16 protein-coding genes are annotated in these 14,967 nt (G+C 33.4%); 15 read left to right on the forward strand and 1 reads right to left on the reverse strand.

All coding sequences use genetic code 11. From position 1 onward, the window contains the following. Positions 1-37: 37 nt before the first annotated feature. From CDH49_RS04200 to tsaB, 15 genes are all read left to right on the forward strand, one after another. Positions 38-2,134 (forward strand): gliding motility protein RemB, encoded by a 2,097-nt coding sequence (locus CDH49_RS04200; RefSeq protein WP_100614132.1) that lies wholly within the window; start codon positions 38-40, stop codon positions 2,132-2,134. Positions 2,135-2,237: 103 nt separating this feature from the next. Beyond that, entirely contained in the window at positions 2,238-3,131 is an 894-nt protein-coding gene (gene cyoE / locus CDH49_RS04205; protein WP_100614133.1) for a heme o synthase, read from the forward strand. A gap of 2 nt (positions 3,132-3,133) precedes the next feature. Continuing rightward, complete coding sequence (locus tag CDH49_RS04210; protein ID WP_100614134.1) at positions 3,134-3,715, forward strand: cytochrome c oxidase subunit 3; 582 nt, start codon at positions 3,134-3,136, stop codon at positions 3,713-3,715. Positions 3,716-3,764: 49 nt separating this feature from the next. Then, a complete protein-coding gene (locus CDH49_RS04215; RefSeq protein WP_100614135.1) occupies positions 3,765-4,745 on the forward strand; it encodes a cytochrome c oxidase subunit 3 in 981 nt (326 codons plus the stop codon). 56 nt (positions 4,746-4,801) lie between these two features. After that, entirely contained in the window at positions 4,802-5,182 is a 381-nt protein-coding gene (locus tag CDH49_RS04220) for a cytochrome C oxidase subunit IV family protein (RefSeq protein ID WP_100614136.1), read from the forward strand. A gap of 93 nt (positions 5,183-5,275) precedes the next feature. After that, a complete protein-coding gene (locus CDH49_RS04225) occupies positions 5,276-5,998 on the forward strand; it encodes a hypothetical protein (protein ID WP_100614137.1) in 723 nt (240 codons plus the stop codon). After that, positions 5,982-6,725: an SCO family protein gene (locus CDH49_RS04230; protein ID WP_100614138.1), complete on the forward strand. Its 744-nt coding sequence runs from the start codon at positions 5,982-5,984 to the stop codon at positions 6,723-6,725. Before CDH49_RS04225 ends, CDH49_RS04230 begins: the two co-directional genes overlap by 17 nt. Next, complete coding sequence (locus tag CDH49_RS04235) at positions 6,718-7,254, forward strand: DUF420 domain-containing protein (protein ID WP_100614139.1); 537 nt, start codon at positions 6,718-6,720, stop codon at positions 7,252-7,254. The genes CDH49_RS04230 and CDH49_RS04235 overlap by 8 nt, the downstream gene beginning before the upstream one ends. Before the next feature lie 31 nt (positions 7,255-7,285). Beyond that, complete coding sequence (locus CDH49_RS04240) at positions 7,286-7,516, forward strand: hypothetical protein (protein ID WP_100614488.1); 231 nt, start codon at positions 7,286-7,288, stop codon at positions 7,514-7,516. A gap of 82 nt (positions 7,517-7,598) precedes the next feature. Further along, positions 7,599-8,300 carry an ABC transporter ATP-binding protein gene (locus tag CDH49_RS04245; RefSeq protein ID WP_100614140.1) on the forward strand — a complete coding sequence of 234 codons (702 nt, stop codon included), beginning with the start codon at positions 7,599-7,601 and terminating at the stop codon, positions 8,298-8,300. Continuing rightward, entirely contained in the window at positions 8,293-9,522 is a 1,230-nt protein-coding gene (locus CDH49_RS04250; protein WP_100614141.1) for an ABC transporter permease, read from the forward strand. The genes CDH49_RS04245 and CDH49_RS04250 overlap by 8 nt, the downstream gene beginning before the upstream one ends. A 2-nt stretch (positions 9,523-9,524) precedes the next feature. Then, on the forward strand, positions 9,525-10,769 hold the full coding sequence (locus CDH49_RS04255) for an ABC transporter permease (RefSeq protein WP_100614142.1): 1,245 nt from the start codon (positions 9,525-9,527) through the stop codon (positions 10,767-10,769). 78 nt (positions 10,770-10,847) lie between these two features. Further along, entirely contained in the window at positions 10,848-11,978 is a 1,131-nt protein-coding gene (locus tag CDH49_RS04260; protein ID WP_100614143.1) for an efflux RND transporter periplasmic adaptor subunit, read from the forward strand. 6 nt (positions 11,979-11,984) lie between these two features. Beyond that, positions 11,985-13,319 carry a TolC family protein gene (locus CDH49_RS04265; protein WP_100614144.1) on the forward strand — a complete coding sequence of 445 codons (1,335 nt, stop codon included), beginning with the start codon at positions 11,985-11,987 and terminating at the stop codon, positions 13,317-13,319. 146 nt (positions 13,320-13,465) lie between these two features. Then, entirely contained in the window at positions 13,466-14,137 is a 672-nt protein-coding gene (gene tsaB, locus CDH49_RS04270; protein WP_100614145.1) for a tRNA (adenosine(37)-N6)-threonylcarbamoyltransferase complex dimerization subunit type 1 TsaB, read from the forward strand. Here the strand turns inward: tsaB and CDH49_RS04275 are convergent. Next, positions 14,127-14,948, reverse strand: a complete 822-nt coding sequence (locus CDH49_RS04275) for a mechanosensitive ion channel family protein (RefSeq protein ID WP_100614489.1) — start codon at positions 14,946-14,948, stop codon at positions 14,127-14,129. The two genes, tsaB and CDH49_RS04275, sit on opposite strands and share 11 nt — an antisense overlap. Between the last annotated feature and the right edge of the window lie 19 nt (positions 14,949-14,967).

Here is a 14,967-nt window from a genome sequence, read left to right on the forward strand (position 1 = left end):
TATCTTTCAACTCTAAATCAATTCTTTTTTAATTCTCATGAAGCGATTCATTGTTCTACTATTACTTTTAGTTCAATATACCCTCTATTCTCAAGTTAGCTCTTATAACGAAAGACCTCCCGTTTTTTTCAACTGTGACTCTATATCAATTGAGGCACAACAACAGTGTTTTAATAGTCAAGTGCACCAATTTATTTATGATAATTTTAAAGTTCCTCAAAAGATTTTAGACCAAAATTTTAAAGGTGAGGTGTCGGTTATTTTTGAAGTAAATACGGAAGGACAATTTAAGGTTGTTTATACAGATGCCATGTACGATGAGCTAAAGGAAGAAACGACACGTGTTTTTGGCTTGTTTCCAACAATAAAACCGGGCACTTATAATGGCAATCCTACGTTTAAGCAATATTCAATAGCTATTAAGATTCCATTGGTTAATAAGGAAATTCCGAGAGATAATACTTCAAAATCAAATGAAGTAACTCAATTGCAAGAAAAAGCTCAAAGAGAATTTGATAGTATAAACCAAAATCTAACCGCGTTTACCAATAAAGTATATTCCAGTCAATTAAATATTCCCTTTACCCATAGTGATTATGCTAGATTTGATAGCCACATGAATATGATTGGCACTAACAGCCATACGGCAGCTAAACCTTTTATTTATGAGGATGTTTCTAGATATTATGACATTGAAAAAGAAAAAGAAGCACTAAAAAGAGAGGCTAGAACTTGGGTAGAAAAAAAACTTTGGAACGAGCATTTGGTTGAATTACAAGGTAAAGATTATTGGTTTACCATTGACCCTATTTTAGATTTGCAAGTAGGTAGAGATACAGAAGCCGATTTTGGTTCAACCTATAATAATACCCGAGGGTTTTTGGTTCAAGGTGGCTTAGGTAAAAAGTTTAATTTTTATACGTCGGTTTTTGAAAGTCAAGGTCGATTTGCAAACTATGTAAACACATATGCTGAAAGTTTAAAAGCATTTGGGCCAGACCCGGCCATTATTCCGGGGCGTGGCATTGCAAAACGTTTTAAAACCAACGGGTATGATTATCCGGTGGCAGAGGCTTATTTATCATATTCCCCAGTAAGGTTTTTGAATGTTCAATTTGGACATGGCAAAAATTTTATAGGTGATGGGTATCGGTCTTTGCTTGTGAGCGATGTAGCCAGTCCGCATCCTTTTTTAAAGCTAAATACCACGTTTTGGAAAATAAAATATACCAATACATGGATGTGGTTAAAAGATGTGAGGCCCGAATTTACTCAAGATAAGGCTTTTTTAACCAAATATATGGCAACACATTATTTGAGCTGGAATGTGTCTAAACGATTTAATTTGGGATTATTTGAATCTGTTTTATGGACCAACAGTAACGATAGAGGTTTTGATGTAAACTATTTGAATCCGATAATATTTTACAGAGCTATAGAATTTGAAACAGGTCAAGGCGCGGGCAATGCTGTTTTAGGGGCTTCAGCAAAATATAAATGGAACAATAGCATAAATTTATACAGCCAATTTATTTTAGATGAATTTTCACTTAGTGATGTGAAAGGCGGGGAAAGAAGCTGGAAAAATAAATTCGGATATCAACTTGGGGTTAAATATTACAATGCATTTAAAGTTGATAATTTATTATTGCAATTTGAATATAATAGAATAAGGCCATATACTTATTCGCATAACACAGTATTGAATTATGGACATAATAACCAATCTATGGCACATTTGTGGGGAGCTAATTTTAGTGAAGTTATTCTCATTGGACGGTACCATTATAAACGATGGTTTGCCGATGCCAAACTTATTTTTGGCGTAAGAGGGTTGGATTTTAATGATGGTACTGATAGTTTTAGTTATGGTGGGGATATTTATAGGGACTATAGTGACAGACCTTTTGATACGGGCGTTGAAGTTGGCCAAGGCATAAAAACTAATACGTTTAATGGCAATATTCAGGCAGGTTATCTCATTAATCCGGCATCAAACCTAAAAATATTTACTGATATTACATTTAGAAACTTTAACCCTGAAGCCGAAACTACCACTGTATTTAATAGCAATACCGTATGGTTTAACTTGGGTATTAGAACCGATTTGTTTAATTGGTATTTTGATTTTTAATTTATAAAATGAGTTCTTTTTTTTCTATTTAAAAGCATTGCTCAAAATGCATTAATAAAGTATCTTTGCACTCGCATTATTAAAGAGACTTACAAATAAAACGTTGAGCGCTACAAATTCTTCATTAACAACATATTCTGTTATTTCAGATTTTAAGGAAATCACTAAAATGCGATTGGCAATAAGTGTGGTTTTTTCATCGCTCGCTGGTTATTTGTTAGGTGTAGATGTCGTAGATTTTAAAGTTTTGGTTTTATTAGCGTTTGGTGGATATTTTATGGTTGGGGCTTCAAATGCTTTTAATCAAATTATTGAAAAGGACTTAGATGCCCTAATGGATCGTACCAAAAACCGACCCATACCTGCGGGTCGTATGTCTGTTAACACTGCCTTTATTATTGCTTCTATTTTTACCTTGTTGGGAATGATTATTTTATATACCATCAACAAGCAAACCGCCATGTTTGGTGCTATTTCTATTTTTATATATACCTGTGTTTACACACCGCTAAAAACAAAAACACCATTGTCGGTTTTTGTAGGTGCTATTCCTGGAGCCATTCCATTTATGTTGGGTTGGGTCGCCGCTACAGATAATTTTGGTATAGAACCTGGCACCTTATTCGCTTTACAGTTTTTTTGGCAATTCCCTCATTTTTGGGCTATTGGCTGGTTTTTATTTGAAGATTATAAGAAAGGCGGTTTTTTTATGTTGCCAACCGGTAAACAAGATAGAGGTACAGCGGTACAAACCATTATGTACACTATTTGGACACTAATAGTTTCAATTATTCCTGTTTTTGGTTTCACGGGTAAGTTGCAATTGTCTATAATAGCAGCCATTATAGTGTTCATTTTAGGGCTCGGAATGCTTTATTATGCCATTGAATTATTCAAAAAAATGACGGTACAAGCAGCGAAACAATTGATGTTGGCAAGTGTATCATACATAACATTGGTTCAAATTGTTTACGTTATCGATAAATTTATAAGATAAATATGGATTTAACTCAAGGAACTTTAGAAGAGAAAAATGGTAGAGCAAAAAAAATGATGCTTTGGTTTGGTATTGTTTCGCTTATTATGTCGTTTGCTGGGTGGACTAGTGCCTTTGTGGTAAGCAGTTCTCGGCCAGATTGGTTAAAAGATTTTCAATTGCCAAACGCCTTTATTGTGAGCACTGTGGTTATTATATTAAGCAGTGGCTCCTTTTTTTTAGCAAAGCAAGCATTAAAGAAAGATAAAAAGCAATTAACTACTTTGTGGTTATTTGTAACGCTTATCTTGGGATGTATTTTTATTTTTAATCAATTTTCAGGCTTTCAGCAAATCATTGATTTAGGGTATAATTTTACGGGTCCTACCAGTAATGTAACCATGTCTTACATCTATTTGATAGCATTAGTGCATATTTTGCACGTGGTTGTTGGGTTAATTTGTTTGTTAGTGGTAATTTATAATCATTTTAAACAAAAGTATAATGCTTCGAAAATGCTTGGTTTTGAACTAGCATCCACCTTTTGGCACTTTATAGATATACTTTGGGTGTATCTCTTTTTGTTTTTATATTTTATTAGATAAATAAATTGATTATTTTTGTGCAACTTTTTTTTAAAAACAACCAATATATATGAGTAATACAGTTGTAGCTACTGAAATTGAAGGTAAAGCTTGGGGAGGTGGTAACGAGCCATTAAAAGCAAGTTATGGTAAAATGATGATGTGGTTTTTCATCGTGTCTGATGCCTTAACATTCTCTGGGTTTTTAGCAGCCTATGGATTTTCAAGATTTAAGTTTATAGATTATTGGCCTATTGCCGACGAAGTCTTTACTCACGTACCTTTTTTACATGGTCAGGAGTTACCCATGATTTATGTAGCGTTTATGACGTTTGTGCTTATCATGTCGTCTGTAACTATGGTATTGGCTGTTGATGCAGGTCATCATTTAAATAAAGGAAAAGTGACTATTTACATGTTTTTAACCATCATTGGGGGGTTAATATTCGTGGGTTCTCAAGCTTGGGAATGGGCCACATTTATTAAAGGGGATTTTGGTGCTGTACAAACAAAAGGAGGTAATATTTTACAGTTTGTAGATACTGATGGACATAGAGTCGCTTTAAGGGATTTTGTTGTGGCGGAACACAAAGATAGAACTGCCCACGAAAGAAAAAATGGTCTTTGGTTTGTTCAAGAAGGTACATTGCCAACCTACACCGTAGAAGAAGTCGTTGATGGTTTAGAAGCTCATGATAATATATTGGTAAGGACACAGTTGCTTGATGAGAATGGTCAAAAAACAATACTTTCAAGATCAGAATCATTAAAACAATTAAAAAACAACGGCACCCATGTTGTTGAAGGTGCTAACTTGAAAGAAAACGAATATGGTTCTCCATTATTTGCCGATTTCTTTTTCTTCATTACAGGGTTTCACGGGTTTCACGTATTTTCTGGAGTCATCATTAATATCATTATTTTCTTTAATGTTATTTTAGGTACTTATGAAAAACGGAAAAACTATGAAATGGTTGAAAAAGTGGGACTATATTGGCACTTTGTGGATTTAGTTTGGGTATTCGTATTTACGTTCTTCTACCTTGTTTAATAAATAAAAAATATTTGTTATTTCCTTGAAGAAGGAAATCTTTAAATCATATAAAAATGGCACACGCACATAAATTAGAAATATTTAGAGGCTTAGTTAAGTTTAAATCCAATACCCAAAAAATATGGGGAGTTTTAATCTTTTTAACTATAGTAACAGCTGTTGAGGTTGTATTAGGTATTTACAAACCAGAATCTTTAATGGCGAAGTTTATAGGAATGAAAATTCTAAACTGGATCTTCATCATATTAACTTTGGTAAAAGCCTATTACATCACTTGGGATTTCATGCACATGCGTGATGAGGTTAAAGCATTAAGACGTATGGTGGTATGGACAGCTATATTCTTAATTTTATATTTAATTTTCATTCTTTTGCAAGAAGGAGGGTATATTGAAAGCATATATACTACAGGATATATTAAAACGGATTTTTAATTCATATTAAATTGTTAAAAGATAAATTCAAGGTGGTTATTTAAACCACCTTTTTTATTTTTGCAAATCGGTTTATAATAACAGAATACTTCAATGGATTATAAAAAAGTTGCTCGCTATGTAGTTTTAGGAATTCTGTTTTTTCTTCCTGTTACGTTTTTATTGTTTTTATATCCAGCAACACATAATTACACGCCATTAGATATTGTTAATGAATCTGTTATGGATTTAAACGGATTTACTTCAGATTCCAATGAAGAGATTGTTTTAAATGATCATATTACCGTGTTGGGTTTTTTAGGAAACCATCCTCTGGAAAAATCGATTGCAGCGTCCAATTTAAAAGAATTGGTATATGATAAATTTAAAGGATTCAAACGTTTTCAAGTAGTTATTGTAGTTCCAAAAGGAACCGAAGCAGAAGTTGAATCTTTAAAGAAGGAAATTAATTCTTATGAAGACCTCAGATTTTGGCATTTTGTTTTTGGAGAACCTGAAACCATTCAGAAACTATTTAAAAGTTTAAAAAGTAACCTCATGTTAAATACCAATTTAGCAACCGATAATGTGTTTATAATAGACAACGATTTAAACCAAAGAGGACGATTGGATGCTAGGGAAGATAATGAAATCACTAAGGAAAAGCCCGTTTACGGTTTGTATTCCTATAATTGTATTGAGGTAGCCGAAATCAAGAATAAAATGAGTGAAGATATGCGGATCTTGTTTACCGAGTACCGACAAAAAAGAAAAGGAGATTTTGATTCTACAACCAGAAGGGCAAACGATTTAAAAGAAGATGATAAAGAAAACTAATTATTCGTACATAGGTATCGCCTTTGTTATTTTGGTGTTTGGTATTTACTTTATTCCAAGAATTGTTGATAGAATTACAAATGGTGATGTCTCTAGGAAAGAAAGCAGAAGTGACCAAAACTTGGAAGAAAAATCTAAATCAGATTTAGTATTTATTGAAATTAACAATGAGCCAAAAAAAGTTCCTGTATTTTCTTTTCTAAATCAAGAAGGCAAGATGATATCAAATAAAGATTATGAAGGAAAGGTATATGTTGTTGAATTCTTTTTTACAACCTGTCCAACCATTTGTCCAAGAATGAATTCAAATTTAGTGCAAATTCAAAATGAGTTCAAAGATTTTGAAAATTTTGGAGTGGCATCATTTACTATTAATCCTGAATACGATTCACCCGAAGTATTAAAAGAATATGCTGATAAATATGGTATTACCAATCCAAACTGGCATTTAATGACTGGCGATAAGAATACAATTTATAAACTATCCAACGAAGGTTTTAATTTATATACAGCCGAGGAAGAAGATGCTTTGGGTGGATTCGAACATTCTGGGAATTTTGCTTTAATCGACAAGAATGGCTTTATTCGCTCTAGAAAAGATGAATTTGGTAATCCAATAATTTATTACAAAGGCATTGTTTCCGAAGAAGAAAAGGTAGATGACGATGGCTCAAAAGAGGAAATTAGTGCATTAAAAGAAGATATAAAAAAATTGCTTAATGAATGATCCTGAGAAAATATTAGACGATAAAAAGTACAACAAATTAATTGTCATACTTTCAGTAGCTATTCCTATAGTTGTAGCCATCTTATTTGGGGTAAAAATACCCAATGTAGAACCACTTTCTTTTTTGCCTCCTATTTATGCAACAATAAATGGATTAACAGCTATTATTTTAATTTTCGCTCTAATAGCTATTAAAAACAAGAATTTAGTGCTTCATGAAAATTTAATGACCACTGCTATTTGGTGTTCTGTGGTATTTTTAGTTATGTATGTAGCTTACCACATGACAAGCGATTCTACGAAATTTGGTGGTGAAGGTGTTGTGAAATATATTTATTATTTTATACTGATTACACATATATTATTGTCAATCATTGTTATTCCATTTGTGCTCATTACTTATGTAAGGGCTATAACCAATAATATAGAAAAACATAAAAAAATAGCTAAAATAACATTTCCGCTTTGGTTTTATGTAGCGGTAACAGGTGTTATTATTTATATCATGATTTCTCCATATTATGTCTAGCATCATTGCGAGGAACGAAGCAATCTGTAAAATGAAAACTAAAATAGTCTTTTGTCTTTTGTCTTTTGTCTCTTGTTTAAAGACAAATGCCCAATGCGCCATGTGTAGAGCTGTTTTGGAAAGTGAAGAAGGACAAACCGCGGCGCAAGGTATTAATGACGGCATTGTTTACCTTATGGCTATTCCTTATATCTTGGTAGCGGGAATAAGTTATTTTATATATAGAAAATTTTATAAAGTGGATTCTAAGTTAAAAAAATAATATTTTTTTTAAATCCCATGTAACTTTTCTTAATAATATAAGTCTAACGTATAAATCTGTAAGGCTCATTAATCAATCAAAGATGTTACAAATTAAAAAACTACACAAATCCTATCCCATAGGAAATTCCAGTTTACATGTTTTAAAAGGTATTGACTTATCAGTAGAAGAAGGTGAAATGGTTGCTATCATGGGGTCTTCAGGTTCGGGAAAATCCACATTATTGAATATTATTGGGATGCTAGATGAAGCCGATTCTGGTGAATACATTCTTGACGGACTCCTTATAAAAAACCTAACAGAAAAAAAAGCGGCTGTTTACAGAAATAAGTTTTTAGGTTTTATTTTTCAATCTTTTAACCTGATTAATTATAAAAATGCACTTGAAAATGTAGCGCTACCTTTATATTATCAAGGGTTAAAACGTAAAGAGCGCCAAGAATTGGCTATGTTCCATTTAGGAAAAGTAGGATTGACTAATTGGGCACACCATTTACCCAAAGAACTTTCTGGTGGACAAAAACAACGTGTAGCCATCGCTAGGGCATTGGCTGCAAATCCAAAGTTGTTATTGGCTGATGAGCCTACGGGAGCTTTAGATACAACGACTTCCAATGAAATTATGGCATTTATCCAACAATTAAATGATGAAGGCAAAACTATTTTAATGGTAACTCACGAAGAAGATATTGCAAATATGTGCAAACGCATTGTCCGTTTACGTGATGGTGTGATTATAGAAGATAAAAAGGTAAACCAAGTAAGAGTAGAGCAATATGTTTGATTTAGATCTCTGGAGAGAAATTTTTCAAAGTATCAATAAAAACAGAACTAGAAGTTTGCTTTCTGGCTTTACTGTGGCATTTGCTATTTTGCTATTTACCATTCTTTTTGGTATTGCCAACGGCTTGCAAAATACGTTTGAACAAGAGTTTGTAGATACGGCGTCAAATTCCATTTTCATTATGTCTGGGCAAACAAGTATGGCTAATGAAGGTCTTCAGGCTGGAAGGAAAATTCAATTTAAGAATGAAGATTACGATTATATAAAGGAAGAATTTAGCGATAAAGTTGAATTTATAACCTCAAGGGTTTTCAAAAGCGTAAATGCCTCCTATAAAACCGAAAAAAATAATTACAGTTTAATTGCCGTACACCCAGATTACCAATTTGTAGAAAAAAACATTATAAAAGAAGGGCGCTACATTAACCAAAATGATCTGGAAAACAGAACAAAGAACATAGTTATTGGAAGGTTAGTTGAGGAAGATTTATTTATAAAAGAATCGGCCATAGGTAAATACGTTAATCTTAATGGCATACAATTTAAAGTAGTCGGGGTTTTTACAGATGAAGGCGGTGATGACGAGGAGCGGATCATTTATATGCCACTTGCCACAGCACAACACCTTTATGGAAATAATGATTATATCGATCAAATGAACTTAACTTATAGTCCCGAACTGAATTACGAACAGGCATTAGGTTTTAGTAACTTGCTTACTAGAAAGTTAAAGAGTCGGTTTTCTGTTGCCAGTGACGATCAAAGGGGTATCAGGGTGTTTAATATGGCAGAAGCAACCCAGCAAGTGGATCAAATGACCTTGGGACTTACCGTTATCATTTTAGTTATTGGTTTTGGAACACTTATAGCAGGAATTGTAGGGATCAGTAACATAATGATTTTTATTGTAAAAGAACGCACCAAAGAAATAGGTATTAGAAAAGCCTTAGGAGCTACTCCAAAATCAATCATATCCATTATATTAATTGAATCCATCCTTATAACAGCTATTGCTGGTTATGTTGGACTCTTAATTGGGGTTGGTGTTTTAGAATTGATTGGATCCAGTTTAGAAGTTTATTTTATTACAAATCCAGGTGTTAATAATAGTCTCGTTTTTGGAGCAACTATAACACTGGTATTCGCAGGTGCCCTAGCAGGATATTTGCCAGCGCAAAAAGCCTCTAGAATTAAACCCATTGTTGCCTTAAGAAATGATTAAGTATGTTTAGATTTTTATTTGATAGAGATACATGGCAGGAAGTTTTTGATAGCTTTAATAAGAACAAATTAAGGTCTATACTTACTATGGTAGGCGTTTGGTGGGGTATTCTATTGTTGATAGGATTGTTGGGTTCGGCAAGAGGTCTGGAAAATTCATTCAATCGTTTATTTGGAAATTTTGCTACAAACAGTGTTTTTATTTGGGGGCAAACAACCAGTAAGCCTTTTAAAGGATTTCAAGAAGGCAGACAAGTTAGACTATCATTAACAGATGCCAAAAAGGTGGAAGAAAATGTAGAAGGTATTGAGTTCTTAGTGCCTAGAAACCAAAACCAAGCAACAGTAATAAGAAACTTTCTTTCAGGAACGGCTCAAATTTCAGGAGATTACCCTTTGTTAGACAAAGTTCAAAAGAAAAAGCTAATAAATGGTCGCTTTTTAAATCAAGCTGATATAGATGAAAAGAAGAAGGTAGCCGTTATTTCTGAGGATACTTACAAACAACTATTTGAAAAAGATGTAAATCCCATAGGGGAATATATCCAAATTAATGATATTAATTTTAAGGTTATTGGTATGTATGAAGTAGGTGCTATAAATATCGGTTCTTCAACAGAAATAAATATACCGTTTACCACTTTTCAGCAAATATATAATCAAGGTGATAAAATTGGCTATATGATGATTACTGGAAAACCAGAGTACGACATAAGCCAAATAGAACAAGACGCTAAACTGTTGCTGAAAAACTTGAACAATATCCATCCCGATGATAAAAGAGGTCTTGCTAGTAGAAACTTAGGTACTGATTTTGCTAGAGTAACTGGTTTTTTAACTGGCATGCAATTTTTAACATGGTTTGTGGGTGTTGCAACGCTAATAGCAGGCGTATTTGCGATAGGTAATATTTTGTTGATCACCGTGCGCGAACGTACTAAAGAAATTGGTGTACGCCGTGCATTGGGCGCCACGCCATTTGAAATAAAAAGGCAAATAGTTGTAGAAGCTGTATTTTTAACCCTTGTAGCAGGATTATTTGGAATCATTTCTGGAGGATGGATTTTAATAGGATTGGATTCCGCATTTGGTCAAGGTGATGAAGCCGTTATTGTAAACGCATCGGTATCTATAGCCGTTGTATTTGTAGCCCTTACCTTATTAGTAATATTAGGAACATTAATAGGCTTAATTCCAGCATTTAAAGCCACAAGCATAAAACCAATTGAAGCATTAAGAGAAGAATAAACAATCAAAAAAAATGAACCTTCTATAACGCAAATGTATAATCAGCATTTGAAGCATTAGAAACAATAAGAACAACCAATGAACAAAACAGTAAAAATTATTTTAGTATTAGTTGCAGTCATATTATTAATAATTGTGCTTAAGTATTTTATGGACTCCAACTCAAAAACCGTTGAGGATTTCAAAGTTGAGGAACCTTTTAACACAACTATCAACACAAAAGCTGTAGCAACTGGGAAATTAAATCCAGAGGAAGAAATTGAGTTAAAACCTCAAATTTCTGGAATTGTTGACGAAATTTTTGTTGATGAAGGAGATATCGTTAAAAAAGGAGATTTAATAGCGTCAATTCGCGTAGTGCCTAACGAGCAAACCTTGGTACAAGCACAAAGTAGAATTAAAACATCTCAATTAGCTTTTGACAATGCCAAAATTCAATATGATAGAAATAAGTCGTTATTTGAAAAAGGCGTTATTTCTAAACAAGATTTTGAGAATGCCGAATTGACATTTAATCAAGCAAAAGAGACATTATCTCAGTCACAGAATGATTACCAAATCACCAAAAAAGGTTCCATTTCTGGTGGTAGTGGGGCCAATACCAGTATTACGGCTCAAATAGCCGGAACCATTTTGGAGATTCCTGTTAGAGCAGGAGACCAAGTTATTGAAAGTAATAACTTTAATGATGGAACAACCATTGCTACCATTGCAGACATGAGCAAGATGATTTTTGAAGGAAAAGTTGATGAAGCTGAAGTTGGCAAGTTAAAAGCAGGTAAAGAAATCAAAATAGTTCTTGGAGCCATCCAAGATAAAAATTTCCCTGGCAAATTAACATTTGTGGCACCTAAGGGTATTGAAGAAAATGGTGCCGTTCAATTTACCATTAAAGCGGATGTAACTATCGATTCGAACATTAGTATAAGGGCTGGTTACAGTGCCAATGCTGAAATAGATTTAGAAGGTAAAGACAGTGTTTTTAGTATTCGCGAGGCCTTACTTCAATATGATAGAATTACAGATAAACCCTTTGTGGAAATACAAACAGGAGAAGGAAAATTTGAAAGGAAGGATGTAAAGATAGGAATATCAGATGGTATTAATGTTGAAATTTTGGATGGTGTAAAGAAGGGAGATAAAATTAAAGTCTGGAATAAAGCTTCTAAAGATAACAACGAAGAAGAACAAAGAAGAAGAAATAACTAATTGATTATGAAACAGACAAAAAACAGCATTATAATTAGTGTTTTCTTTATAAGTGCATTATGTTTTTCTCAAAAAAAGTGGACATTGCAAGAATGTGTGGCGTATGCTCTTGAAAATAATATTTCAGTAAAGCAGTCAGGATTAGATTTACAAACGGCTGAAATAAGCAAAAAAGATGCTATTGGAAATTTTTTACCGAGTTTAAGCGCATCCTCTTCCTATTCTTGGAGTATTGGTCTAACTCAAAATCCAGTAACGTTTGATGCAGTTACTGCAACATCTAACACATTATCTGGTAATGTAAATTCAAATATTACCATTTATGATGGTTTAAGAAATTTGAATCAGTTGTACCGTTCTAGATTAGAAATTGTAGCAAGTCAATACCAACTTGATAAAATGAAAGATGATATTTCACTTATGGTAGCGAATTCATTCTTGCAAATTCTTTTTAATAAGGAACAATTAAAAGTGTTACAAGCGCAGCAAGCCGTGTCGTTACAACAATTAGAACGAACCCAAAATTTAGTTGATAATGGCTCATTACCAAGAGGAGATTTACTTGAGGTTCAAGCTACCATTGCATCGCAAGAGCAACAAATAGTAAATGCCGAAAACGCCATTTTATTGTCAAGGGTAAGTTTGGCACAAACTTTATTAATTAAAGATTACCAAGATTTTGATACTGCCGATATTAATTATGATGTGCCAGTGACTAATATTTTAAATGAAACTCCAGAAACTATTATTAGTAAAGCTAAGGAAGAACGTTATGAAATTAAAATAGCGGATGCCAATTCTAGATTAGCTGAATATGATTTAAAAATAGCAAAAGGGGGTTTACAGCCAACAATAAGTGGTTTTTATAGTTTTGGAACTAATTATTTTACTTCAGAATTGTTTGATACACAACCCTTTGATGTTCAAGTTTCTAATAACAAGCGTCATAATTTTGGACTTCAATTAAGCATTCCAATATTCAATCGTTTTGCGGCCAGTAATAGTGTTAGTAGAAGTCGTGTGAATTTTGAACGATCAAAATTTCAATTAGAGCAAGCTAATCTAGATTTGGAAACGACCGTTTACCAAGCATTTAATGATGCCAAAGGCGCCATGAAAGCTTATGAGGCAGCCCAAAAAACGGTGACAGCGCGCCAAGAAGCCTATAATTATTCGAGAGAGCGTTACAATGTTGGCTTGTTAAATGCATTCGACTTTAGTCAATCACAAAATCAACTTGAGGCAGCACAAAGTGATGTAATTAGAACCAAGTATGACTATATATTCAAATTAAAAGTGTTAGAGTTTTATTTTGGAATTCCAATATCGGAATTGGATTAACATAAAATAAATATCATTCGTTATCTATAATTGCTTTATTCTTGGAGGATAAAGCAATTATAGTTTAAGAGAGTTAGATACAATTTTTGTTTTTACGATAAAAGTTTTGGACTTTTACATGGTAAAAACTATAACAACAGAATACTTTGGCTTTAATACTTAATATTGAAACAGCAACGACCAATTGTTCGGTTTCTATTTCCGAAGAAGATAAAACCGTATTCTTAAAAGAAGACAACAATAAAAATTATTCGCATGCCGAAAGTTTGCACGTTTTTATTGATGCGGTTTTAAAAGAATCAAAAACGGCTTTAACAGATATTGACGCCATAGCGGTAAGCAAAGGGCCTGGGTCTTACACGGGGCTTAGAATTGGCGTTTCAGCTGCTAAAGGGCTTTGTTTCGCTTTAAACGTACCATTGATTTCAGTTCCAACACTTGAAGCTTTAGTTTATCAAGTAAAAATGGATGAGGGGATTATAATTCCTATGCTAGATGCTAGACGTATGGAGGTTTATTCGGCTATTTTTAATTCAGACTATAGCCAAATCAGGGAAACAGAAGCACAGATTTTAGATGAACATGCTTTTGCTGAATATTTAGAAAAAGGTAAAGTCCACTTTATTGGTAATGGTGTTGAAAAAGCCAAAGGCATCATAACGCACCCAAATGCTGTTTTTATAAATGATAAATTACCTTCTGCAAACGAAATGGGCTTGTTGGCTCATGATAAATATAAAATAAGCGACTTTGAAGATGTCGCTTATTTTGAGCCTTATTACTTAAAAGACTTTGTAGCTTTAAAAGCTAAATTTTAGCTCCCTTTTTTACTTCAACTTGATGTGGATATGGTATTTCTATACCTGCAGCATCTAGAGCTTCTTTAACGCTTTCCGTTATTTCAAAATAAACGGCCCAATAGTCCCCTGAGTTGCACCACGGCCTAACGGCAAAATTAATAGAGCTATCTGCTAATTCTAAAACGTTTACAGTCGGTTCTGGAGTCTCTAAAACTTTAGGATTTTGTTTTAAAACCGTCATTAAAACGTCTTTTGTTTTTTTTATATCGGACTCATAACCAACCCCAAAAACCAAGTCAACACGTCTAGTGCCCTCTGTCGTGTAATTAATAATATTACCATTTGATAAAGCACCATTAGGAATGATTATTTCCTTATTGGAAAGCCCAATTAATTTTGTGGTGAATATTTCAATTTGTTTCACCGTACCAAGCTCACCTTGAGCTTCTATGAGATCTCCTATTTTAAATGGTTTGAAAATCATTATCAATACCCCACCAGCAAAATTCCCTAAAGACCCTTGAAGGGCTAAACCAATGGCTAAACCTGCAGCAGCAATAACAGCGGCAAATGAGGTTGTGGAAACACCTAAGGTTCCCAAAAGGGTGATAATAAGAAGTGCTTTTAATGACCAATTTAATAAGTTTATCAAAAACTTTTGCAGACTCACATCATAGTTACTGGTAGCCATTACTTTACGGCTGGCTTTAAGAATTTTTTTAATTACCCATGAGCCAACAATCCATATGATAATGGCACCAATAATCTTTAAGCCATATTCTGTAGCTAATACAATCCATTTTTCTGTTTCAATACTTTCTAAATCCATAAATGTTTGTTTTAAAATA

Source organism: Confluentibacter citreus (assembly GCF_002807055.1).
Lineage (GTDB): Bacteria > Bacteroidota > Bacteroidia > Flavobacteriales > Flavobacteriaceae > Confluentibacter > Confluentibacter citreus.